The organism is Streptomyces sp. NPDC001220, assembly GCF_053597895.1.
On record NZ_JBSFJE010000001.1, the window covers coordinates 577,261 to 600,270 of the forward strand.

Consider the following 23,010-nt stretch of genomic DNA (forward strand, 5'->3'; position numbering starts at 1 on the left):
GGAACCGACAACGACACGGAGAACGAACGGGAACGTACGGAAGCGGACGCCCGCGCTCGGTACGGACGGGGCTGGTGTGCCACGCCCCGTGGTGCGCGGGAACCGCGCGGCCGGCCCCCACTTCCCGCGGCCGACACACGACCCTTCTCTTAACCGGCACCCGTGTCGAGGACGCGTCCTCGACACGCCCGCAGCGCGCCCGCAGCGTGTCCTCGACGCGCCCTCAGCTCTGCAGCGTCGCCGGGCTTCCGCCGTTCGCCTCGTAGCCCGCCACCGCCAGCGCGCGGTAGAGGGCGAACTCGGCGGCCGGGTTCGCGGACAGCGTCCAGGGCAGGGCCCCCACGTGCCCGTCGACGTGTATCAGCTCGCCCATGGCCTCCGCCCAGCGCTCGGAGCGGACCAGGAAGAAGACCAGCAGATGCCGGACGTGGGCGAGCATCGGGTCGTCCTGGCGGGCCGAGTGCACCGCGTGCAGGGCGCCGTGCACCGCCTTGGTGACGACCTCGCTCTGGTAGAAGCTCGCCACCAGGTTCACCTCGGGGAGGTGCTCGAAGACCGCGAACAGCGGCATCGCGGCCAGCAGCGAGCCCCGCGGGGCGCGCGCGGCGGCCGCCTCGGCGAAGGAGTACGCCACCGCGCGCGAGCCGTGCCACTTCTCGCACCAGTAGTGCAGGGCCGCGAGATGCGCCCCCATGTGCGTCGGCGCGCGGTCCAGGATCTTCAGCCACAGCTTCTCGAACTCGGTCTGCGAGTAGTTCAGCCCGCGGGCCACCGAGAGTTCGACGATGTACGGCAACGGGTCCCCGGGGGAGAGCAGGGCCGCCTGTCCGCAGGCGTCCCTGGCCTCCTCCATGATGATCCGGAAGTCGTCCGTGCCCGGCGTCGACGTCCGCCACGCCTGCTGGACCAGGAACTCCGCGTGCACGGCGGCGGCGCCCGCGTCCTTGGGCTGCTCGGCGCGCCACACCCGGAGCCACTGCCCGCCCGGCGTCTCGCTGACCCCGCCCGGCCGCTGCTGGAGCTCCAGCGCCGCCGCTCCGGCGAAGGCCTGCACCCGCTGCCAGCGCAGCTCGCCGGCGATCTCCGTGCCCGCGAGCAGCTGCGCCGCCGCGTGGTAGTCGTGGGTGCGCTGCACCAGGTCAAGGACGTCGAGCAGGTCCTGGTCGGGTCCCGGCATCCGGATGTCCAGCTCCTCCTCGCGCACGAAGCCGTAGTCCGCCGGGTCTGCGGCGTCCGGGTGGCTCGGGTGGACCTGCTCGATCATGCCGCGCCGCCGCCGCAGGACGGGGAGCAGCACGAAGCTCAGCAGGAGCAGCGCCATCAGGGCCCAGAGAATCGCCATGCGTCAAGCGAACCAGACGGCGCGGACAATTGGCCAACCGGTGGTCACGACCTGTGGACAACGTGGGGGCGGGGCGCGACCGCGGGCCGGTGGGAGCCTGTCGCGCCCACCCGGCGGAGCCGCACATCGACACGGCCCCCCGCCCTCCGGGGCGCGTGCGCGGGCACGTGAGCACTAGGCTCATGACCTATGAGCGACAGGCACATCAGTCAGCACTTCGAGACGCTCGCCATCCACGCGGGCAACACGGCGGACCCCCTCACCGGTGCGGTCGTACCGCCGATCTACCAGGTCTCGACCTACAAGCAGGACGGCGTCGGCGGCCTGCGCGGCGGCTACGAGTACAGCCGTAGCGCCAACCCCACCAGGACCGCCCTGGAAGAGAACCTCGCCGCGCTGGAGGGCGGTCGCCGCGGGCTCGCGTTCGCGTCCGGGCTGGCGGCCGAGGACGCCCTGCTGCGCACCCTGCTCAGCCCCGGCGACCACGTGGTCATCCCGAACGACGCCTACGGCGGCACGTTCCGGCTGTTCGCGAAGGTCGTCTCCCGGTGGGGCGTGGAGTGGTCCGTCGCCGACACCAGCGACCCGTCGGCCGTACGTGCCGCGATCACCCCGAAGACCAAGGCGGTCTGGGTGGAGACCCCGTCCAACCCGCTGCTCGGCATCACCGACATCGCGGCGGTCGCGCAGGTCGCCCACGACGCGGGCGCCCGGCTCGTCGTCGACAACACCTTCGCCACGCCGTACCTCCAGCAGCCGCTCTCGCTCGGCGCGGACGTCGTCGTGCACTCGCTGACGAAGTACATGGGCGGTCACTCGGACGTGGTCGGCGGCGCGCTGATCGTGTCGGACCAGGCGCTGGGCGAGGAGCTGGCGTACCACCAGAACGCGATGGGCGCGGTCGCCGGGCCGTTCGACTCGTGGCTGGTGCTGCGCGGCACCAAGACGCTCGCGGTGCGCATGGACCGGCACAGCGAGAACGCCACCAGGGTCGCCGACATGCTGAGCCGGCACGCGCGCGTGACGCGTGTCCTCTACCCGGGCCTGCCCGAACACCCCGGTCACGAGACCGCCGCCAAGCAGATGAAGGCCTTCGGCGGCATGGTCTCCTTCCAGGTCACGGGCGGCGAGGAGGCGGCCGTCGAGGTCTGCAACCGCGCCAAGGTGTTCACCCTCGGTGAGTCCCTGGGCGGAGTCGAGTCGCTGATCGAGCACCCGGGCCGGATGACCCACGCCTCGGCGGCCGGTTCCGCGCTGGAGGTGCCCGCCGACCTGGTGCGCCTGTCCGTGGGCATCGAGAACGTCGACGACCTGCTGGAGGACCTGCAGCAGGCGCTGGGCTAGAGCCGGCTCACCAGCCGACGATGGGCGGGGTCGTCGTCGACGGCGGCTGCGCCCACGGCCGGACCAGTGCCGCCCAGACGGTGAACGCCACCGCCGCCGCGCACAGCATCAGCCACAGCAGGCGGCGGGCCGCGCGTCTGCGGCGCAGCAGGCGGCCGCCCCGGCGCACCGCCTCGCCGTAGAGGTCGGGCGGCACCCGCGGCGGTCTCTGGTCCATGATCCGCCGGGCGGCGGCCTCGCGTTCGGCGCGGTTCACGACGGTGCCACCTTCGCTCCCCTCACCGTGGGTGCCGCCTTCCTGGGCGGGTGCAGCAGGGTGGCGGTGGCCCGGTCACAGATGGCGTGCACGCGGTCGGTGGGCAGGCCGAGCAGCGCCGCCGTCTGCTCCTCGGCGACCCCCTCGTACAGCCGGAGCACCAGGATCAGGCGTTCCTGGGGCGTCAGGACGGCGAGGGCGCTGTGCGGGTGCGGGCGGGTGCGGCTGAGCGGGCCGCCGTACTGGTGCCAGACGGAGTTCGCGAAGCGCAGGGCCAGGTGCTGGCGGGCCCGGTCGTACGGGTCCTCGCCGCGCAGCCGGTCCCAGCTCGCGTACGTGTGCGCGAGCGCGAGGGTCAGCAGGCGCCGCGCGCGCGGGTTGGCGTCCGGGGCCTCCGCGGTGAGCAGGGTCGCGGCATGCAGCAGCCGTCCCGCCGCGCCCGCGACGAACGCCTCGAACTCCCGGGCCCGGCGGGCGTCCTGGAACGCCTGCCGATCACGCACCGCGCCTCCCCGTCCGTGGGGCCCCACCGCGTCCGGGACCCGGACACGGATTCGGATACGACGGAGGCCCGGTCTCATATGAGGCCAGGGGTGCCCCCACGGTCAAGAGCCGGGCGACAGGCACGCGCGCCGGATGTTCCACGGGCCGGTGCCGGCCATGGCTCAGGACGCCGGACGGGTCCAGGCCGGGGTTCAGGACGCGGTCGGGTCCCGGCCTGGGGTCAGGGCACCGACGGCGGGTCCGGGCCATGGCTCAGGACGCGGTCGGGTGCCGGCCGGGGTTCAGGACACCGACGGCGAGTCCGGGCCGGGCTGGATGGTCATGCGCGCGGACAGGGCGCTGTTGAAGCGCGTGAGCAGCGCACAGAACGTCTCGCGCTCCTCCGGCTCCCAGTCCTGGGTCAGCTCCGCCATCAACTGCCGCCGCGAGGAACGCACTTCGTCCAGCCGCGACAGCCCGCGCGGGGACAGCTGGAGCACCACGGCCCGCCCGTCCTCGGGGTGCGAGGTGCGCTTGACGAGCCCGGTGTCGACCAGCGGGGCCACCTGCCGGGTGACCGTGGAGGAGTCGATCCCCATGCTCGCGGCGAGCGCCTTGACCCCCATGGGGCCTTCCTTGTCGAGCCGGTTGAGCAGCAGGTACGCGGCGCGGTCCATGGAGTTGCGCACCTGCCCGACGCCGCCGAGCCGGGTCTGTTCGGCACGGCGGGCGAACACCGCCACCTCGTGCTGCAGCGTGTCGAGGAGGCCGGTGTCACCGACGGTCGTCATGTCCATCGACATTTCAGGTGTTGTGGGCATGGCCGGAGGCTCACTTCATGAAGAGTGCTGGTGTGGGGGACAGAGTACGCGGACAGGGGGCGAGCCGTACCGGCGCTGCGCAAACCGGTCTCGGAGCTTGGTCACATCCGAGGCTTTGGCCTGTGAACTGCGAGACTTGAGTCATGAGCTACAGCACGGCTGACTCCTTGCGCTCCGTCACCCTCGACGACGTACGCGGCGCTCAGAAGATGCTCACGGGCGTGGCGCGGGTGACCGCGATGGAGAGCAGCAGGTATCTGTCCCAGCTGGTCGGCTCGCCGGTGCACCTCAAGTGCGAGAACCTGCAGCGGACCGGTTCGTTCAAGCTGCGCGGCGCCTATGTGCGGATCGCCGGGCTGCTGCCCGAGCAACGTGCCGCCGGGGTCGTGGCGGCCAGCGCCGGGAACCACGCGCAGGGCGTGGCCCTGGCCTCCGCGCTGCTGGGCGTGCACGCCACGGTGTTCATGCCCAACGGCGCCCCGCTGCCCAAGATCAGCGCGACCCGTGAGTACGGCGCGGAGGTACGGCTGCACGGCCAGGTGGTCGACGAGACGCTGGCCGCCGCCCAGGAGTACGCGGCCGAGACCGGCGCGGTGTTCATCCACCCCTTCGACCATCCCGACGTCATCGCCGGTCAGGGCACGGTCGGCCTGGAGATCCTGGACCAGTGCCCGGAGGCCGGCACGATCGTCGTCGGTATCGGCGGCGGCGGGCTCGCGGCCGGCATCGCGGTCGCGGTGAAGGCGGTCAGGCCGGACGTGCGGATCGTCGGTGTCCAGGCGGAGGGCGCGGCCGCGTATCCGCCCTCACTGGCGGCCGGGCGCCCGGTCTCGGTGCGGAACCCGGTGACGATGGCCGACGGCATCAAGGTCGGACGGCCCGGCGACGTGCCGTTCGCGCTGATCGAGGAACTGGTCGACGAGGTCCGTACGGTCGGGGAGGATCAGCTCTCCGCCGCCCTGCTGCTCTGCCTGGAGCGGGCCAAGCTGGTCGTGGAACCGGCCGGCGCCGCTCCGGTGGCCGCGCTGCTCGCCGAGCCGGGCGCCTTCGCCGGACCGGTCGTCGCGGTGCTCTCCGGCGGCAACGTCGATCCGGTGCTGATGCAGCGGGTGCTGCGGCACGGCATGTCGGCGCAGGGCCGCTACCTGGCCGTACGGCTGCGGCTGACCGACCGGCCGGGCGCCCTCGCCACGCTCCTCGGGGTGCTGTCGGCGGCCGACGCCAACGTCCTGGACGTGAGTCACGTGCGGACCGACCCCCGGCTCGGGCTCTCGGAGGCGGAGGTCGAACTGCACCTGGAGACCAAGGGTCCGGTGCACTGCACCGATCTCGGGCAGGCGTTGCGCGAGGCCGGGTACACGGTCATCGACTGAGAGAGCGGCCGCTCCCGGCGGGAAACGGCCAGGTCAGGACCTGTTCATTCACTCGTTCGAGAAAATCTGTCGACGAACGCGATACATCGCGTTATGGTGTGTCGCGTGGCCACGGCCGCGCCCGGCTGCCTCGCGCCGGCGAAAACCATAGGCGGCCCGCAGCGCGCATCCCTAGCCTTTCTCGAAGAATCCTCAACGACGTGGAGACACATATGCCAGGCGCCATCTATGCCGAAGGCCTGGTGAAGACCTTCGGTGACGTAAGGGCTTTGGACGGCGTCGACCTCGATGTCCCCGAAGGCACCGTCCTCGGACTGCTCGGGCCGAACGGCGCCGGCAAGACGACGACCGTCCGCTGTCTGACGACCCTGCTCCGCCCCGACAGCGGCAAGGCGGTCGTCGCAGGTCTGGACGTGCTCAGGCAGCCGGACGCGGTACGCCGCTCCATCGGCCTGTCCGGACAGTTCGCGGCGGTCGACGAATACCTGACCGGCCGCGAGAACCTGCAGATGGTCGGCCGTCTCTACCAGATGGGCGCGAAGCAGGCCAAGGCCCGCGCGGTCGAGCTGCTGGAGCAGTTCCACCTCACCGACGCCGCCGACCGCCCCACCAAGACCTACTCCGGAGGCATGCGCCGCCGCCTCGACCTCGCGGCCGCCCTGGTCGTCTCGCCGCCCGTGATGTTCATGGACGAACCGACGACCGGCCTCGACCCCCGCAACCGCCAGCAGCTGTGGGAGGTCATCAAACAGCTGGTCTCCGGCGGTACGACGCTGCTGCTCACCACCCAGTACCTGGAGGAGGCCGACCACCTCGCCCACGACATCGCGGTCGTCGACCACGGCCGGGTCATCGCGCAGGGCACCTCCGACCAGCTCAAGGCCCGCACCGGCGGCGAGCGCGTCGAGGTCGTGGTGCACGAGCGCGACCACATCCCGACCGCCGCCGAGGTGCTGCACGGCTTCGGCAAGGGCGAGACCACCGTCGAGGAGCACACCCGCAAGCTCACCGTCCCCGTCACCGGCGGCGCCAAGCTGCTCGCCGAGGTCATCCGCGAGCTGGACTCCCGGGGCATCGAGATCGACGACATCGCGCTGCGCCGCCCCACCCTCGACGACGTCTTCCTGTCCCTGACCGGACACACGGCCGAGGAGAAGACCGAGGACAACGGCGAACAGGGCCCGAAGGACACCCGCAAGGACACCCGCAAGGAGACCGTGAAGTGAGTGCCGCCAGCGACACCGTGCGGGTAGCCGCCCCGGGCAACGCCCTCAGCCAGTCCTTCCGCGACTCGATGGTGGTCGCCAAACGCAACCTGATCCGGATGTCCCGGATCCCCGAGATGCTGATCTTCGGGCTCATCCAGCCGATCATGTTCGTGGTGCTGTTCACCTATGTGTTCGGCGGCTCGATCCAGGTCGGCTCGTCCACCTCCACCCAGGCCTACCGCGAGTTCCTGATGGCCGGCATCTTCGCGCAGACGGTGACCTTCGCCACCGCGGGCGCGGGCGCCGGCATCGCCGACGACATGCACAAGGGCCTGATCGACCGCTTCCGGTCGTTGCCCATGGCGCGCGGCGCGGTCCTGACCGGCCGGACCATCGCCGACCTCGTGCAGACCGCGCTCACCCTCGTCGTGCTGGCGGTCGTCGCCCTGATCGTCGGCTGGCGCGCCCACGAGAACCTCGGCAAGGTACTCGCCGGCTTCGGCCTGCTCCTGCTGCTCGGGTATGCGTTCTCGTGGATCGGTGCGCTGATCGGCCTGTCTGTGCGCACTCCTGAGGCGGCGACCTCGGGTGGTCTGATCTGGCTGTTTCCGCTGACGTTCATCTCGAACGCGTTCGTGGACGCGAGCCACCTGCCGACGTTCCTGCGCCACATCGCGGAGTGGAACCCGTTCAGCGCCACCGTCCAGGCCAGCCGCGAGCTGTTCGGCAACCTTCCGCCGGGCTTCAACGCGTCCGACGCCTGGCCCATGCAGCACCCGATCCTGGCCTCGCTGATCTGGTCGGTCGCGATCATCCTGGTCTTCCGGACGCTCGCGGTCCGCAAGTACCGCTCGGCCACCGCGTGAAGCGGACCATGATCACGCGACGCGTGACATGACAAGGCCCCCGGCGTCCCACGGACGCCGGGGGCAGGTCTGTTCGCGTCAGCCGGAGTAGGGCTCGGCCTTGAGGATCTTCACCGAGGCCTTCTTGCCGTTCGGCAGCTCGTACTCCGCGTCCTCGCCCACCTTGTGTCCGATGACACCGGTGCCCAGCGGGGACTGCGGCGAGTAGGTCTCGACGTCGGCGCTCGCGTATTCGCGTGAGGCCAGGAGGAACGTCATGGTGTCGTCCTCGTCGCCGTCGAAGGCGATGGTCACCACCATGCCGGGCGCGACGGCGCCGTCCGCGGAGGTCGGAGCCTCGCCGACCTTGGCGTTCTCCAGAAGCTGGGTCAGCTGGCGCACACGGAGCTCCTGCTTGCCCTGCTCCTCCTTGGCCGCGTGGTACCCGCCGTTCTCGCGCAGGTCGCCCTCCTCGCGCGCGGCCGCGATCTTGGCGGCGATCTCCGTGCGCGCAGGACCAGACAGGTACTCCAGCTCGGCCTTGAGCTGGTTGTACGCCTCCTGGGTCAGCCAGGTGACGTTCTCGCTGGTCTGGGTCACAGGTGCTCCTCGTCGGTACTGGGAATACAAAGCATCGCCCTACCCAGAAGCATGTTCCTCCATGGAAGGGCGAAACCACGAGCCTAACAATTCAACGGCGTAAGGGGGAGGACATAAGCCATCAGAATTACGTCAACGCAGGTGAGGGCCTACGTATTCATGGCTGACGTCAGTCGGCGTGGCAGCCGAGCAGCTCCGCCGTGGTGCCCCGGGCCGTCGTACGGAGCGTGAGCACCCGGTCGATCTCGGTGGCGGAACCGGTGAAGCGGAAGTCCGCCCGGCCCACCTCGGAGCCGTCCGCGGCCTGGGAACGCAGGGTGCAGTACCCGGAGGCGCCGGCGTCCTTGTGGACCTCCAGATGCACCTTGACCGCGCTGTCCGAGGCGTCGAAGGCGACCACCTGGGCGCTGATCTCACTCTTCACGACATAGTGGTAGGCGAAGTAGCCGACCAGGGCGAGCAGCACGGCACCCAGGACGGCGCCGGTGATCTTGAGCCTGCGGTCGGCGACCTCGTCCGAGGAGCGGCCGTAGCGGCCCTCGGGCAGCCGCGTACTCGCGGTACTCATGATCGTCCTCCCGGCAAGAACCCCTCCCGGACCCGGCAAGACCCGGACCCCGGAATTATTCGCCCCCCGATTCGGTCACTATAGAAGCGCCGATCGCACCCGAAGACACCGGGGCGCCGACTTACTGAGGATGAGTCTTGACTGACCAGCTGCGACTGATGGCCGTGCACGCCCACCCCGACGACGAGTCGAGCAAGGGCGCGGCCACCATGGCGAAGTACGTGTCCGAGGGGGTGGACGTGCTGGTGGTGACCTGCACGGGCGGGGAGCGCGGCTCCATCCTCAACCCCAAGCTGCAGGGCGACAAGTACATCGAGGAGCACATCCACGAGGTACGCAAGAAGGAGATGGACGAGGCCCGCGAGATCCTCGGCGTCAAGCAGGACTGGCTCGGCTTCGTCGACTCCGGCCTGCCCGAGGGCGACCCGCTGCCGCCGCTCCCCGAGGGCTGCTTCGCCCTGGAGGACGTCGACAAGGCGGCCGGCGAGCTCGTCCGCAGGATCCGCGCGTTCCGCCCGCAGGTGATCACCACCTACGACGAGAACGGCGGCTACCCGCACCCCGACCACATCATGACCCACAAGATCTCGATGGTGGCCTTCGAGGGCGCGGCCGACCCCGAGAAGTACCCCGAGAGCGAGTTCGGCCCCGTCCACCAGGCGCAGAAGCTCTACTACAACCAGGGCTTCAACCGCCCCCGCACCGAGGCGCTGCACAACGCGCTGCTGGCGCGCGGCATGGAGTCGCCGTACGGGGACTGGCTGAAGCGGTGGAACGAGGTCGAGCGCACCGAGCGCACCCTGACCACGCACATCCCGTGCGCGGACTTCTTCGAGATCCGCGACAAGGCGCTGATCGCCCACGCCACGCAGATCGACCCCGACGGCGGCTGGTTCAAGGTCCCGATGGACCTCCAGAAGGAGGTCTGGCCGACCGAGGAGTACGAGCTCGCGAAGTCGTTCGTCGATACCTCCCTCCCCGAGGACGATCTCTTTGCGGGCATCCGCGACAATGCCTGACATGAGCGCAAGCGCAAGTCTGGCACTGACGCATCTCGTCCCCCTCGCCAAGGAGGTCGACGAGAACAAGGTCACCCCCGGGGTCCTCGGCTTCATCGTCTTCGCGGTGATGGCCGTGGCGGTCTGGGGCCTGATGAAGTCCATGAGCAAGCACATGCAGAAGGTCGACTTCAAGGAGTCCCCGGACGCCAAGGCGGACTCGGGGACTCCCGCGGCCGACCCCAAGGTCTGACCGGCCTCACGCCCCACCCGGCACCGGCACCCCCATCACCTCACGGGCGTGCCGGCTGGGAACCATGCCCAGCCGCCAGGCCTGCCAGCCGGACTCCAGGGTGACCCCGCGGTCCAGCAGCAGGCCGTACGCCGTGACGTACTCGGCCAGCTTCTCGTCGCGCAGCGGATGGGCGCCGCGGGAGAGCTGGGCCAACTCCTCCTGGGCGACCGCCGTGCCCACCTCCACACCGCCCGGCGCGGCGTAGGGGAGCAGGGTGCAGCGCAGGAAGCGGGCCCAGTCCTCACCACGGCGGTCGCCGTACGACGAGAACAGGGTGACCGCCTCGTCGCACAGGGCCAGGGCCTGCTGGGTGCGGTTGTTGCCGGCGTCCACGACGGCCAGCTCCAGACAGGTCCAGGCCTCGCCGTGGACGACACCGATGCGCTGGAAGTCGGCGCGGGCGTCGACCAGGAGCTGACGGGCGAAACCCGAGTTGCGCAGCGAGCCGGTCTGAGCCGCCCGCTGGTCGCGGGTCGCCCGGGCCGAGTGGTGGCGGGCACAGGCCAGCCCGTAGACGTCCCGTATCCGGGAGAACATGGTGCGCGAGCGCTCCAGCTCACGCACCGCCAGGTCCAGCGTGCCGGTCTCCTCCAGGGCCTGGCCCAGGTAGTAGACCGTCCAGGCCTCGCCGCGCGCGTCCTCGTTCTCCCGGTGCCGGGCGGCCGCCTGGCGCAGTGCGTCCACCGCCGGGGACGCGTCACCGTCCACCAACCGGGCCCGCGCCAGCTGGGTCAGCGCCCAGGCCTCGCCACGGGCGTCGCGGGTACGGCCGTAACGCTCCAGCGCCGCCCCCAGCTCCCGCTCCGCTCGCGGTACGTCACCCATCCGCAGCGCCAGCTGACCGAGCTGGAAGTGCGCCCAGGCCTCGCCGTGCACCGAACCACCCTCCCGGTGCAGCACGAGCGAACGGGTGAGCAGGTCCAACGCCTCCGGCAGCCGGGCACGGTCGCGCTGCACCGCCGCCAGCGCGTGCATCGTCCAGGCCCGGTCGGTCGCCAGCTGGGGGGCCGCCTGGAGATCCAGCGCCTCCTGGAGCCTGGCCGCCGCCTCGGTGAGGTTGCCCTGATGGTGCAGGGTGATCCCCAGGGAGCACAGGGCGCGGGCCGCACCGGCGTCGTGATGCGCCTCCATGTAGAGGTCCACCACCGAGGTGAGGGTGGTGCGCGCCTTGTCCAGTTCACCCAGCTGACGGGCCGCGATACCGGTACGCCACTGCACCGAGCGCACCAGCAGGCCCTGGTCCACCGCCTGCGCCAACTCGCTGATCTCACCGAGCCGGTACAGGTCGCCGCGCAACAGGCAGTAGTCGCACAGCGCGCCCAGCAGACTCTGCACGGCCGCCTGGTCGACGCCCTCCGCGTGCCGCAGCGCCGCCGTGATGAAACTCGACTCGTCGTCCAGCCAGCGCAGCGCCTCGTCGAGCGAGGTGAAACCGTGCGGACTGAACCGGTCCGAGCGGGTCGACATGTTGCCGTCCACCAGCCGCAGCACGGAGTCGGCCAGCTCCCCGTAGTTCACGATCAGCCGCTCCTGCGCCGCCGTACGGTCGGCCGGCTCCTCCTCGTCGGCGAGGCGGGCCTGGGCGAAGGCACGGACCAGGTCGTGCAGCCGGTAGCGGCTGCCCCGGACGTGGTCGATCAGACCGGCCTGCGCCAGCGTGACCAGATGACGGGTCGCCTCCGCCTCGTCCGTGGCCAGCAGAGCGGCCGCGGCCGCCGCGCCGAGCGAGGCCCGGCCCGCCAGCGCCAGCCTCCGCAGCAGACGGCGCCCGGTCTCCGACTGGTCGGTGTAGCGCAGCCACAGCACCCGCTCCACCGGCTCGACCGGGCCGTACGCGCCGAGATCCGCCGCCAGCTGGAGCGGCGACCGCGAACCCAGCGACGAGCCCGCCACCCGCAACGCCAACGGCAGCCCGCCGCACAACTCCCGGATCCGCTCCGCGGACTGCGCGTCGTACGGCCCTGACGTGTCCTGCGCCGCCGCGTCCAGCAGTTCCTCCGCGCCCGCCGCGTCCAGCGCCGTCACCGGAAGCTGATGCACCCAGGCCGGCAGGTCCGCGGGCAGGTCGAGCTGGGCCCGTGCGGTGACCAGGACCAGGCTGTCGGACCGCTCCGGGATCAGCGTGCGCACCTGCTCGGCATCCAAGGCGTCGTCCAGCACGATCGTCACCGGCAGACCCGTCAGGTGCTGGTGGTACAGCTCGCTGAGCCGCTTGACCTGCTGATCCGCCGAGGAACGCTCACGGAACAGCAGCTGTTCACGCGGCGCACCCAGCCGGTTGAGCAGATGCAGCAGCGCGTCCCGGGTGGGCAACGGCGGCTCGCCCCGGGTGTCGCCGCGCAGATCCACCACGACCGCACCCCGGAAGAAGTCCTTCAGATCGTGGGTGGCCCGGACCGCGAGCGTCGTACGCCCGGAGCCGGGCTCGCCGTGCAGGACGACCACCGTCGGACGGGTCTCCGTGGTCGCCCGCGCCGCCTGCGCCCACTGCCGGATCCGCGCCAGCTCCTGGTGCCGGCCGGCGAACGGAACGTCCGGGTCGGGGAGCTGACCGAACGACTGCTGCAGCACCGTACGCCTGCGGGCCGCAGCGCTCTTGTCCGCACCGCGCAGCCCCGGGCCCTGCTTCTTCGGCCCCGTGGACGCGCTCAGCACCCGCTGCTGATCGAGGAACGGGCGAATGCCCCGCACCTCCAGCGCGGTCAGCCACTGCAGCCGCAGCTGCTCGGGACCGCCGGGCTGACCGGCCGCACCGGCCTGGTGATGAGCGGCGGGCAGATGAGCACCCGCGACCTTGACGACCGTGGCGGCCGCGCCGATCACTCCGGCGGCCACGCCCGCGCCGAGCGCCGTACCGGCGCCGGTGCCCAGGGAGAGGTCGGCGACGCTGGCGGCGACCGCGGCGACGGCCGCTACCAGCAGGGGAGTTCCGGCACCCTCTCTGGCGTACCGCTGGCCGAAGCTCTGCCGGCCGGCCTCGCTCTCGTCGAGAGCGTGGGCGTAGGTGTCGTACTCCTCGGCGGCGCTCTGTGCCATCGCTTCCAGGCCGCCGCGGGCCCGGGACAGCAACAGCTGCCCGTCCACGCGGCCGCCGGAGCGGCGGACCTCCTCCTCCACGGCCCGGACCAGCAGCCGGTCGGCCTCCGCCCGATGGGCGTCCCGCATGTCCCGTCCCCCTCCAGCGGTAACTCCTTTGCTTATGAGTGTCCTTGGGAGAGAGCGAAGTTGCGAGAGGGCCGGATCATCGAAGGCGGATCATCCCGGCGGGATCGTCACGCGGCGGTTCGGCTACCGCGGCACGGGCTCGCTCTGCCGGCCCTTCGACAGCGCCAGGAAGACGCATGCCGCGGCCAGCCCCGCCTCCGCCACCGCGCTGCCCAGCGCCTCGAGCAGTTCGACGCCGACCGCCGACGTCGTTATGTCGAACCAGGCGTCCAGGATCGCGACCGATGCGGTCGCCGAAGCCGTCAGACGCGCCCGGGCGTCACCCCGCAACCCCAGCACCGCCGTGGCCGCGCAGCCCATCGCCATCAGGACGTCCAGCCCGATCCAGGCCAGTGACCAGTTGTGCACCTCGGCCTTGGTGGGCAGCGTCAGCGCCAGCACCACCATCCACGGCACCAGCAGCACGGCGGACGACCCGAGAAGGATCAGTGCCCACCTCTTCAACCGCCTCGTCCGCTGCATCCTCCGCGCCTCCGTCGCCGTTAACCGCTCCAACACCTCGGCCCCCTCACCTTGTTCCGGCTTCCCCGAACTCGTGGACCTCACGGGTCCTCCGCCATGCCCCACGCTAGACCGCAGAGAAAATTCTGCAAAGAGAATTCGGCAGACATCGGGGAAGGGTCAGGGTTCTCTCAGGGGTCTCAGGGCTACGGTGATCGCATGACCGACGTCACGCCCGGGACCGCCGCAGCGCCCGACCCCGCCGCCCACACCGAGCTGACCGGCCTCGAACGCACCGCCCTCTACAAGTCGCTGGGCAATCCCCTGCGCCGCCGGATCCTCGACTACCTCGGCCGGCACGGCGAGGCCAACTCCACCGTGCTCGCCCGCGAACTCGGCGAGAGCTCCGGCACCACCAGCTACCACCTGCGCAAACTCGCCGAACAGAAGCTCATCGAGGAGATCCCGGAGAAGTCGGGAGGGCGGGAGCGGTGGTGGCGGAGCCTGCCGTTCAGCCACACCACCCCCGACCCGGCCGCCATGACCAGCGAGGAGTACGCGGCGGCCGAGCACCTCGCCCTGCTCAGGATCGAGGTCGACACCACGCTGTTCCGCCGCGCCCACGAGGAGTACCGGGGGCCGCAGGGCTGGGCCCAGGTGCAGCGCACCGGCACCTGGATGACCAAGGACGACCTGCACGCCTTCGTCCACGCCTACCAGGAACTCCTCGCCCGCCACAGCCACCCCGACGACGCCGTTCCCGAGGGGGCACGCCGGGTCAACCTGCGCTTCTACGCTGCTCCCGACGCCGTGGGAGAGTGGGAGGGTGAACCGACTGGCCCATGAGACGTCCCCGTACCTCCTCCAGCACGCCGACAATCCCGTCGACTGGTGGCCCTGGTCGGCCGAGGCCTTCACCCGGGCCCGCGAGACGAACAGACCCGTCCTGCTGAGCGTCGGATACAGCTCTTGCCACTGGTGCCATGTCATGGCCCACGAATCCTTCGAGGACCAGGACACCGCCGACTACCTCAACGAGCACTTCGTCGCCGTAAAGGTCGACCGTGAAGAGCGGCCCGATGTCGATGCCGTGTATATGGAGGCCGTGCAGGCCGCCACCGGGCAGGGTGGCTGGCCGATGACCGTGTTTCTCACGCCCGACGCCGAGCCCTTCTACTTCGGCACCTACTTCCCGCCCGCCCCGCGCCACGGCATGCCCTCCTTCCGGCAGGTGCTGGAAGGTGTCCGGGGCGCCTGGGCGGACCGGCGGGACGAGGTCGCCGAGGTCGCCGGGAAGATCGTCCGTGATCTCGCCGAGCGGGAGATCAGCCACCAGGGCGCCCGGCCGCCCGGTGAGGAGGAGCTCGCCCAGGCCCTGCTCGGGCTCACCCGTGAATACGACGCGCAGCGCGGCGGGTTCGGCGGCGCACCCAAGTTCCCGCCGTCCATGGTCATCGAGTTCCTGCTGCGCCACCACGCCCGGACCGGTTCCGAAGGCGCCCTGCAGATGGCCGCGGACACCTGCGAGCGGATGGCCCGCGGCGGCCTCTACGACCAGCTCGGCGGCGGCTTCGCCCGGTACTCCGTAGACCGCGACTGGGTCGTGCCGCACTTCGAGAAGATGCTGTACGACAACGCCCTGCTCTGCCGGGCGTACGCGCACCTGTGGCGGGCCACCGGGTCCGAGCTGGCCCGCCGGGTAGCCCTGGAGACCGCCGACTTCATGGTCCGGGAACTGCGCACCGGCGAGGGCGGGTTCGCCTCCGCCCTGGATGCCGACAGTGACGACGGGACCGGCAAGCACGTCGAGGGCGCGTACTACGTGTGGACGCCCGCGCAGCTCGGCGAAGTCCTCGGCGCGGACGCGGATCTCGCCGCCCAGTACTTCGGGGTCACCGAGGCCGGCACCTTCGAGCACGGTCAGTCCGTCCTGCAACTCCCGCAGCAGGAGGGCGTGTTCGACGCCGAAAGGGTCGAGTCGATCAAGCGGCGGCTGCTCGCGAGGCGCGCGGAGCGCCCGGCCCCCGGCCGGGACGACAAGGTGGTCGCCGCCTGGAACGGCCTCGCCGTCGCCGCGCTCGCCGAGACCGGCGCCTACTTCGGCCGGCCCGATCTGGTCGAGGCCGCCGTCGGCGCCGCGGATCTCCTCGTACGGCTGCATCTCGACGACCACGCGCGGCTCGCCCGCACCAGCCGGGACGGCCGGGTCGGCGCCAACGCGGGCGTGCTGGAGGACTACGGCGATGTCGCCGAGGGCTTCATGGCGCTCGCGTCGGTGACCGGTGAGGGCGTCTGGCTGGAGTTCGCCGGGCTGCTGCTCGACCACGTCCTGGTCCGGTTCGCCGACCCGGAGACCGGTTCCCTCTACGACACCGCCTCCGACGCCGAGCGGCTCATCCGCCGGCCGCAGGACCCGACCGACAACGCCACGCCCTCCGGCTGGACCGCGGCCGCGGGTGCGCTGCTGAGTTATGCGGCCCACACCGGGTCGGAGCCTCATCGCACCGCGGCGGAACGGGCGTTGGGTGTCGTCAGGACGCTCGGGCCGCGGGTGCCGCGCTTCATCGGGTGGGGGCTCGCCGTCGCCGAGGCGTTCCTCGACGGTCCGCGCGAGGTCGCGGTCGTGGGACCCGACCAGCGGGACGGCCGTACGACCGCCCTGCACCGCATCGCACTTCTGGGCGTAGCCCCCGGTGCGGTCGTGGCCGTGGGGACTCCGGGGAGTGACGAGTTCCCGCTGCTGGCCGAGCGCCCGCTCGTCGGGGGCGAGGCGGCCGCGTACGTCTGCCGTAACTTCACCTGTGACGCCCCGACCACCGACCCGGAGCGGCTGAAATCGGCGCTCGGGGGCTGAAGGACCAGGTGGGCGGCCCTCAGCGGGCCCCCGCCGGGTCTCCACCGGTAGCCGCATGTCGATTGCCGCCCCGCACCCCTTCCCGTGCGTGTTCGAGCGGGTCGCGCTTTCTGCTCGTTGCGTCGAAACATGTCATTTATCGGAAGAGTTCGTGCTCTTCACATCACCCTCATATGATCCTGCTCGCGCCGTGACGCGTGTGACGCGCTGTCACGGCTGGGGAGAGAATGGGGAATCGGGGGTCCTGCACACCTGTCGTACGACGACTCGTCGCATCCGTGGCGAGTGGTGTGTGAAGATTTTGTAAGCGAAGTTTGCGCTTTGTGTGGCCCTCGTTCACCCAAGATCTCCTAGCATCGCTGAAGCAGTGCCCGGTTCTGTCCCTTTCGGACCGAGGCAGCCGTGTCATGTGGGGGGAGAACGCAACATTGTCCGAGTTCTTCGACCAGGTCTGGTCGTGGATCGTCGAGGCTGTGGGGGAAACTTCGTGGCGAGAGCTGATGCCGCTGGGGCTTGCCGGACTCTTCGTCTGGGCGCTCTGGCTGTACCGAGCGGTGCTCTCCCGGTTCGCCAAGCCGGTCGTCAACAACTTCCGTACCAGTGTCTCCGTGGTGGTCCCGGCGTACCGGGAAGACCCTGACATCCTGCTGGAATGCCTGGACACCTGGCTCGCCCAGGACCCGGCCGAGATCATCATCGTTCCCGACGTGGAGGACCACGAGGTACTGCGCCGGCTGTCGCTGGTGGAGGACCCCCGGGTGCGGGTGCTCGCCTTCGAACACAGGGGGAAACGTTCCGCCCTGGGTGTCGGCATACGTGCCGCCACCGGGGAGGTGCTCGTCCTGGTGGACTCCGACACCCGCTGGGAGCCGGGCCTGCTGGACGCCGTACAGATGCCCTTCGTGGACCCCACGGTCGGCGGCGTGGGCACCCAGCAGAACGTCTACCAGCGCACCACCAGCGTCTGGCGCCGAATAGCCGACTGGCTGGTCAACCTCCGCTACTACGACTACGTCCCGGCCATGGGCCGGGCCGGTGCCGTGGCCTGTCTGTCGGGCCGTACGGCCGCCTACCGGCGGGCGGCGGTCCTGCCGGTCCTGGAGAACCTGGAGAACGAGTTCTTCCTCGGCCGCCGCTGCGTGGCCGGCGACGACGGCAGGCTGACCTGGCTGGTGCTCGCCTCCGGTTACAAGACGGTGCACCAGTCCTCCGCACGGGCCATCTCCATGTTCCCCTCGTCCTTCCGGGCCTTCGTCAAGCAGCGCGTCCGGTGGAGCCGCAACTCCTACCGGTGCTACCTGACCTCGCTGTACAAGGGCTGGCTGTGGCGGGCCCCGCTGGTCACCAAGATCACCGTGCTGCAGATCCTGCTCACCCCGGTGACCATGGGCATGGCCCTCGGCTATCTGCTGCTGAGCCGGCTCGACTTCAGCGGGCGCGGCATCGTCCTCACCCTGGTCTGGCTGATGCTGGGCCGTGCGGTCCGTGGCTACTCGCATCTGCGCAGGCATCCGCAGGAGATCCTGCTGCTGCCGCTGACGGCTCTCGTGGTCATCATGATCTCGCTGCCGATCAAGCTGTACGCCTTCGTCACCATGAACAAGCAGGGCTGGCTCACCCGCAGCTCCACCAGCATCGGAGGCGAGGGCCAGAGCGCCTCGACCCTCTCCGGCGGCGGTCAGAACCACTCCGCTCTCCAGCCGGAGGTGATCTGACGTCATGTCGGCACGACTCATCACTGCCAGACCGGGCCCCGGCACGGGGCTGCGCCGGGCGGGTGCCAGAACGGCGGCGCTGCTGGGCTCCTTCGCGGTGGCGGCCACGCTGCTGCTGGGCACGTCCACCGCGGCGCACGCCGACGGGGACGGCGACAAGCAGAAGCTGGCCGCGGAGGACGCGGAGACCCAGGCCGCGCTGGTCGCCGACGAGGACCACCGGCTCAACCAGGTTCGGGCGTTCACCTCGGTGGCGCCCCTGCAGAGCACCAAGTGGACCGTGCCGTACCGGCTGGACACCGACAACGGATACACCCTGGTGCTCACCCAGCGCAGCAACGCCTACACCATCGCCGACCTGCTGAAACTCGCCCCGCAGACCTTTGTGCGGCGCAAGGACGGCTCGTACCTGCTGACCGAGAACATCTACCTCAACGTCGGCGCCAAGCTGAAGCTGTCCAACCCGGGCGGTCTCACCCTGCGGATGGCCAGCAACCGCACCGGCTTCGTCTCCATCGTCTCCTTCGGCGGCGAACTGGCGCTCCAGGGCACCGCCCAGGCCCCGTTGACGGTCACCAGCTGGGACCCGCAGGCCAACAAGGCCGACACCGATGTCCGGGACGGCCGCGCCTACATCCGCACCATCGGCGGCCAGTTCGACATGACGCACACCAAGCTCGCGAACCTGGGCTTCTGGAGCGGCCGTACCGGCGGACTCAGCCTCACCGGCACCGACCGGCCGAACACCGGCTCACTGGAGGACACCGGCCAGATCCACGGCAAGACCGCACGGGAGCGGGCCAGGGAGCAGGGGGACACGCAGGACGACGGCTCCAGCAGCGGCGACGTCACCGCCATGCCCTCCGGTGAACTGACCACTCCCGACGCCCGCTTCTCCACCGGCGGACTCTCCTACGTCTCCGGGTCGATCACCCACTCGACCATCACCGGCAACGCCTTCGGCGTCTTCATCTCCAGTGCCACGGGGATCGAGATCAGCGACACGACCGTGCAGAACAGCCTGGAGGACGGGGTGGTGCTGCACCGCTTCGTCTCCAGCTCGCTGGTGCAGCGCACGGTCGCCAAGGACAACGGCGGCGACGGCTTCATCCTCTCCCGCGCCACCCAGCAGGTGCGGATCAGCGGCTCCACCGCCCAGGGCAACGGCGGCAACGGCTACACCCTCAGCGGCAAGCCGCTCGCCGACGGCCCCTCCGCCTCCGGGCAGGCCGTCGACAGCTACGGCTCCAACTCGGTCGCCAACAGCGTGGCCAAGGACAACGGCCGCTACGGCGTCGAGGTGCTCGGCGGGTTCGACGTCGGGGTGCAGAACAACCGTATCGAGGGCGGTGACATGGGGATCGTGGCCCGCCTGGCGGCGGACAAGGTGTCCATCACCGGCAACCGCCTGAGCGGCCAGAACCGGCAGGGCATCTCGGTCCGGGACGGCGTCAGCGACGCCACGGTCACCGGCAACATCATCGACGGCCCGGAGACCGGCGTGTACGTCCGCGACTCGGCCGCCGAGATACGCGGCAACACCGTCCAGGACGCGACCAACCACGGTGTCAGCCTGGTCGGCGGCGTGGACGGTACGACGGTCTCGTTCAACGTGATCGGCGGGGTCGGCCCCAGCGCGCTGGACTCCAGCCGCTCGCACGGCGGCGCCGACATCAAGGAGAACCAGACCTTCGCCTGGTACGACACCAGTTCCTTCTGGGTCAAGGTCAAGCACTACGCGAGCCCGATGACCCTGCTGTGGACCGGCATCCTGCTGCTGATCCTGTTCTCGGCCGCCATGGGCCGGCGCAGGCGGCGCGGCCACGGGCGGGCCGGCCGGATCGTCCACCCCTACTCGGACAAGGCACCGCTGCCCGCCCCGCCCGCGGACGAGATCGAGGTGGCGGGCCGCCGCAAGGTGCCGGTGATGAGCGAATGAGCGACGACACACCGGACGGCACAGAAGCCCCGGGGGCCGGGCCCACGACGGCGGAACGGCTGCGCCGGATCTGGCTCTCCGGCGGCCTGCCGCTGTGGGTGGCCTCGGCCGCCCTGCTGATCTCGGTGGTGGCGCTGATCGTGGCGGCCTCCGCCGGAGACGGCCCGCCCGTGGTGTACGGGGCGGGCCCCGACGCGGGCCCGACCATCGCGGTGGCCACCCCCACGGACGACGCCGACGACTCCGGTGCGACCTCCGCCGCTCCGGAACCGAGCGGTACGGCCTCCGACGAGCCCACGGCCGCGCCCACCCCGTCCGGCTCCGCCGCGGCGGCCGTCGCCGGAGGGACGAAGTGCCCGGCCGCCACGGTCACCGTCGGGGACGCCAAGTCCCTCACGGAGGCGCTGGACCAGGCACGGCCCGGCGATGTCATCCAGATGCGGGACGGGGTGTACGACGACAAGTTCACCGCCGCCAACCCCGGCACCGGGAGCCGGCCGATCTTCCTGTGCGGCGGCCCCGGCGCGGTGATCGACGCCGGTGACGTCGACGGCGGTTACGCCTTCCACCTGGACGGCGCCAGCCACTGGCGGCTGATCGGCTTCACGGTCCGCAACGGCCAGAAGGGGGTCATGGCCGACCACGTCCGGAGCACCGTCATCCAGGGGCTGACCGTCGAGAACATCGGCGACGAGGGCATCCATCTGCGCGACTTCAGCTCCGGCAACGTGGTGACGGGCAACACCGTCCGTGACACGGGCAAGCGCAAGGAGACCTTCGGCGAGGGCATCTACGTCGGCTCGGCCGAGTCCAACTGGTGCACGGTCACCGACTGCAAGCCCGACAAGAGCGACGACAACGTCATCCGCGGCAACCACGTCAGCGCCACCACCGCCGAGTCCGTCGACATCAAGGAGGGCACCACCGGTGGCTCCCTCATCGACAACACCTTCGACGGCGCGGGGCTCAGCGGGGGACACAACGACTCCTGGGTCGACGTCAAGGGAAACAACTGGCTGATCAGGGGCAATGTCGGCCGTCACTCCCGCGAGGACGGCTTCCAGACCCACCGGATCCTCGACGGCTGGGGCACCGGAAACCTGTTCCAGGGCAACACCGCGCAGGTGGACGGCCCCGGCTACGGCTTCCACCTCGCGCCCGTCGAGAACAACAAGGTCGCCTGCGACAACAAGGTCAGCGAAGCGGCGAAGGGCCTCGCCAACACAGCCTGCTCCTCCTGACGCGAGGGGCCCGGTTCGCACCCGGGCCCCGCACGCGGCCGCAGTCCCCTCTCCTTCACCCAAGCGCGTCCTCGGCATGCGCACCTTCAGCTCGGGAACCCCTCTCGGAGGCATCATGGACACTCTTCTCGACGGCACCGACGCTCCCCGTCTCACGGTCATCGGCACCGGCTACCTGGGCGCCACGCACGCCGTGTGCATGGCGGCGCTGGGCTACGAAGTACTGGGCGTCGACGTGGACCCCGGCAAGATCGAGCTGCTGAGAGCCGGGGAGGTGCCGTTCTTCGAGCCAGGGCTGCCCGAACTCCTGGTCAAGGCCCAGGAGTCCGGCCGGCTGCACTTCACCACCAGCCTGGCGGAGGCCGCGGAGTTCGGCGACATCCACTTCGTCTGCGTGGGCACCCCGCAGCAGCCCGGCTCCTACGCGGCGGACCTGCGCCATGTGGAGGGCGCGGTCACCGAGCTGGCCCGGCACCTGCGCCGGCGGGCCCTGGTGGTCGGCAAGTCCACGGTGCCGGTGGGCACCGCGGCCCGGCTGGCGGAGCTGGTCCGCGAGACCGCCCCGGCCGGGGACGAGGTCGAACTCGCCTGGAACCCGGAGTTCCTGCGGGAGGGCTTCGCCGTGGAGGACACCCTGCACCCCGACCGGCTGGTGTTCGGCACCGAGTCCGTGTGGGCGGAGGAACAGCTGCGCGCCGCGTTCGCGCCGGTCATCGCCCAGGGCACCCCGGTGGTGGTGGCCGACCTGCCGACCGCCGAACTGGTCAAGGTCGCCGCCAACTCGTTCCTGGCCACGAAGATCTCGTACATCAACGCCATGGCGGAGGTCTGCGAGGCCACCGGCGCCGATGTGCACCTGCTGGCCGAGGCGCTGGCCTACGACGACCGGATCGGCGGCCGGTTCCTCAAGCCGGGCCTGGGCTTCGGCGGCGGCTGCCTGCCCAAGGACATCCGGGCCTTCATCCACCGCGCCGAGGAGCTGGACGTCGCCCAGGCGGTGGCGTTCCTGCGCGAGGTGGACGGGATCAACCAGCGCCGCCGGGCCCGCACCGTGGACCTGGTCCGTGAGCTGGTCGGCGGGGAACTGGCGGGGACGAAGGTGGTCGCGCTGGGGGCGGCCTTCAAGCCCAACTCGGACGACATCCGGGACGCCCCGGCGCTGGACGTCGCCGCCACGCTGCACCGGGCCGGTGCCCGGGTGACCGTCTACGACCCGGTGGCGATGGACAACGCCCGCCGCGTCCACCCGGAGCTGGAGTACGGCACCGACGTGCTGCAGGCCGCCGCGGACGCCGACGTGGTGGTGCTGCTGACCGAGTGGGCGCAGTTCCGGGAGATCGACCCGGAGGTCATGGGTTCCGTGGTGAACCGGCGCCGGGTCGTGGACGGCCGGCACGCCCTGGACCCCGCGCAGTGGCGGGCGGCCGGCTGGGAGTACCGGGCGCTGGGCCGCAACTGAGCC

The 23,010-nt window shown here is 70.9% G+C and carries 20 protein-coding genes; 12 read left to right on the forward strand and 8 right to left on the reverse strand.

The features are described 5' to 3' along the window. Positions 1–223: 223 nt before the first annotated feature. The gene (locus ACWDGI_RS02765; protein WP_450754635.1) at positions 224–1,342 is read right to left on the reverse strand and encodes a hypothetical protein; all 1,119 of its coding nucleotides are present in this window, start codon (positions 1,340–1,342) and stop codon (positions 224–226) included. Positions 1,343–1,531: 189 nt separating this feature from the next. Between ACWDGI_RS02765 and ACWDGI_RS02770 the strand changes: the two genes are divergently transcribed. After that, positions 1,532–2,686, forward strand: coding sequence for a cystathionine gamma-synthase (locus tag ACWDGI_RS02770; protein WP_450754637.1), 1,155 nt, complete (start codon positions 1,532–1,534; stop codon positions 2,684–2,686). 7 nt (positions 2,687–2,693) lie between these two features. Here ACWDGI_RS02770 and ACWDGI_RS02775 read toward each other — a convergent pair whose 3' ends face one another. From ACWDGI_RS02775 to ACWDGI_RS02785, 3 genes are all read right to left on the reverse strand, one after another. Beyond that, a complete protein-coding gene (locus ACWDGI_RS02775; protein ID WP_450754639.1) occupies positions 2,694–2,942 on the reverse strand; it encodes a hypothetical protein in 249 nt (82 codons plus the stop codon). Then, positions 2,939–3,445 (reverse strand): sigma factor-like helix-turn-helix DNA-binding protein, encoded by a 507-nt coding sequence (locus tag ACWDGI_RS02780; RefSeq protein ID WP_450754640.1) that lies wholly within the window; start codon positions 3,443–3,445, stop codon positions 2,939–2,941. The genes ACWDGI_RS02775 and ACWDGI_RS02780 overlap by 4 nt, the downstream gene beginning before the upstream one ends. Positions 3,446–3,727: 282 nt before the next feature. Continuing rightward, entirely contained in the window at positions 3,728–4,228 is a 501-nt protein-coding gene (locus ACWDGI_RS02785) for a MarR family winged helix-turn-helix transcriptional regulator (protein ID WP_450755278.1), read from the reverse strand. Positions 4,229–4,389: 161 nt separating this feature from the next. Between ACWDGI_RS02785 and ilvA the strand changes: the two genes are divergently transcribed. The 3 genes from ilvA (at position 4,390) to ACWDGI_RS02800 (ending at position 7,693) form a co-directional block, all read left to right on the forward strand. Further along, positions 4,390–5,619, forward strand: a complete 1,230-nt coding sequence (gene ilvA, locus ACWDGI_RS02790) for a threonine ammonia-lyase (RefSeq protein WP_450754642.1) — start codon at positions 4,390–4,392, stop codon at positions 5,617–5,619. A 212-nt stretch (positions 5,620–5,831) separates the two neighbouring features. Next, the gene (locus ACWDGI_RS02795) at positions 5,832–6,845 is read left to right on the forward strand and encodes an ATP-binding cassette domain-containing protein (RefSeq protein WP_450754644.1); all 1,014 of its coding nucleotides are present in this window, start codon (positions 5,832–5,834) and stop codon (positions 6,843–6,845) included. A gap of 68 nt (positions 6,846–6,913) precedes the next feature. After that, the gene (locus ACWDGI_RS02800; RefSeq protein ID WP_450755280.1) at positions 6,914–7,693 is read left to right on the forward strand and encodes an ABC transporter permease; all 780 of its coding nucleotides are present in this window, start codon (positions 6,914–6,916) and stop codon (positions 7,691–7,693) included. A gap of 78 nt (positions 7,694–7,771) precedes the next feature. Here ACWDGI_RS02800 and greA read toward each other — a convergent pair whose 3' ends face one another. Together greA and ACWDGI_RS02810 are read right to left on the reverse strand one after the other, a co-directional pair. Next, on the reverse strand, positions 7,772–8,272 hold the full coding sequence (gene greA, locus ACWDGI_RS02805) for a transcription elongation factor GreA (RefSeq protein WP_351741496.1): 501 nt from the start codon (positions 8,270–8,272) through the stop codon (positions 7,772–7,774). 169 nt (positions 8,273–8,441) lie between these two features. Continuing rightward, positions 8,442–8,840, reverse strand: coding sequence for a DUF4307 domain-containing protein (locus ACWDGI_RS02810; RefSeq protein WP_450754646.1), 399 nt, complete (start codon positions 8,838–8,840; stop codon positions 8,442–8,444). A 137-nt stretch (positions 8,841–8,977) separates the two neighbouring features. Here ACWDGI_RS02810 and mca point away from each other — a divergent pair, with 137 nt between their 5' ends. Together mca and ACWDGI_RS02820 are read left to right on the forward strand one after the other, a co-directional pair. Continuing rightward, on the forward strand, positions 8,978–9,859 hold the full coding sequence (mca, locus tag ACWDGI_RS02815) for a mycothiol conjugate amidase Mca (RefSeq protein WP_450754648.1): 882 nt from the start codon (positions 8,978–8,980) through the stop codon (positions 9,857–9,859). After that, positions 9,852–10,091 carry a hypothetical protein gene (locus ACWDGI_RS02820; RefSeq protein WP_450754650.1) on the forward strand — a complete coding sequence of 80 codons (240 nt, stop codon included), beginning with the start codon at positions 9,852–9,854 and terminating at the stop codon, positions 10,089–10,091. The genes mca and ACWDGI_RS02820 overlap by 8 nt, the downstream gene beginning before the upstream one ends. Positions 10,092–10,097: 6 nt before the next feature. Here the strand turns inward: ACWDGI_RS02820 and ACWDGI_RS02825 are convergent, their stop codons facing one another. Next, complete coding sequence (locus tag ACWDGI_RS02825; protein WP_450754652.1) at positions 10,098–13,298, reverse strand: tetratricopeptide repeat protein; 3,201 nt, start codon at positions 13,296–13,298, stop codon at positions 10,098–10,100. Between the two features lie 123 nt (positions 13,299–13,421). After that, on the reverse strand, positions 13,422–13,820 hold the full coding sequence (locus ACWDGI_RS02830; protein WP_450754654.1) for a hypothetical protein: 399 nt from the start codon (positions 13,818–13,820) through the stop codon (positions 13,422–13,424). Positions 13,821–14,018: 198 nt separating this feature from the next. Between ACWDGI_RS02830 and ACWDGI_RS02835 the strand changes: the two genes are divergently transcribed. From ACWDGI_RS02835 to ACWDGI_RS02860, 6 genes are all read left to right on the forward strand, one after another. Then, a complete protein-coding gene (locus ACWDGI_RS02835; RefSeq protein ID WP_450754656.1) occupies positions 14,019–14,645 on the forward strand; it encodes an ArsR/SmtB family transcription factor in 627 nt (208 codons plus the stop codon). Beyond that, positions 14,626–16,653, forward strand: a complete 2,028-nt coding sequence (locus ACWDGI_RS02840; protein WP_450754658.1) for a thioredoxin domain-containing protein — start codon at positions 14,626–14,628, stop codon at positions 16,651–16,653. The genes ACWDGI_RS02835 and ACWDGI_RS02840 overlap by 20 nt, the downstream gene beginning before the upstream one ends. Before the next feature lie 428 nt (positions 16,654–17,081). Beyond that, positions 17,082–18,368: a glycosyltransferase family 2 protein gene (locus tag ACWDGI_RS02845; RefSeq protein ID WP_450754660.1), complete on the forward strand. Its 1,287-nt coding sequence runs from the start codon at positions 17,082–17,084 to the stop codon at positions 18,366–18,368. 4 nt (positions 18,369–18,372) lie between these two features. After that, positions 18,373–20,307: a right-handed parallel beta-helix repeat-containing protein gene (locus ACWDGI_RS02850; protein WP_450754662.1), complete on the forward strand. Its 1,935-nt coding sequence runs from the start codon at positions 18,373–18,375 to the stop codon at positions 20,305–20,307. Next, the gene (locus ACWDGI_RS02855; protein ID WP_450754664.1) at positions 20,304–21,548 is read left to right on the forward strand and encodes a right-handed parallel beta-helix repeat-containing protein; all 1,245 of its coding nucleotides are present in this window, start codon (positions 20,304–20,306) and stop codon (positions 21,546–21,548) included. Before ACWDGI_RS02850 ends, ACWDGI_RS02855 begins: the two co-directional genes overlap by 4 nt. Before the next feature lie 115 nt (positions 21,549–21,663). Further along, positions 21,664–23,007: a UDP-glucose dehydrogenase family protein gene (locus tag ACWDGI_RS02860; RefSeq protein ID WP_450754666.1), complete on the forward strand. Its 1,344-nt coding sequence runs from the start codon at positions 21,664–21,666 to the stop codon at positions 23,005–23,007. Positions 23,008–23,010: the final 3 nt, after the last annotated feature.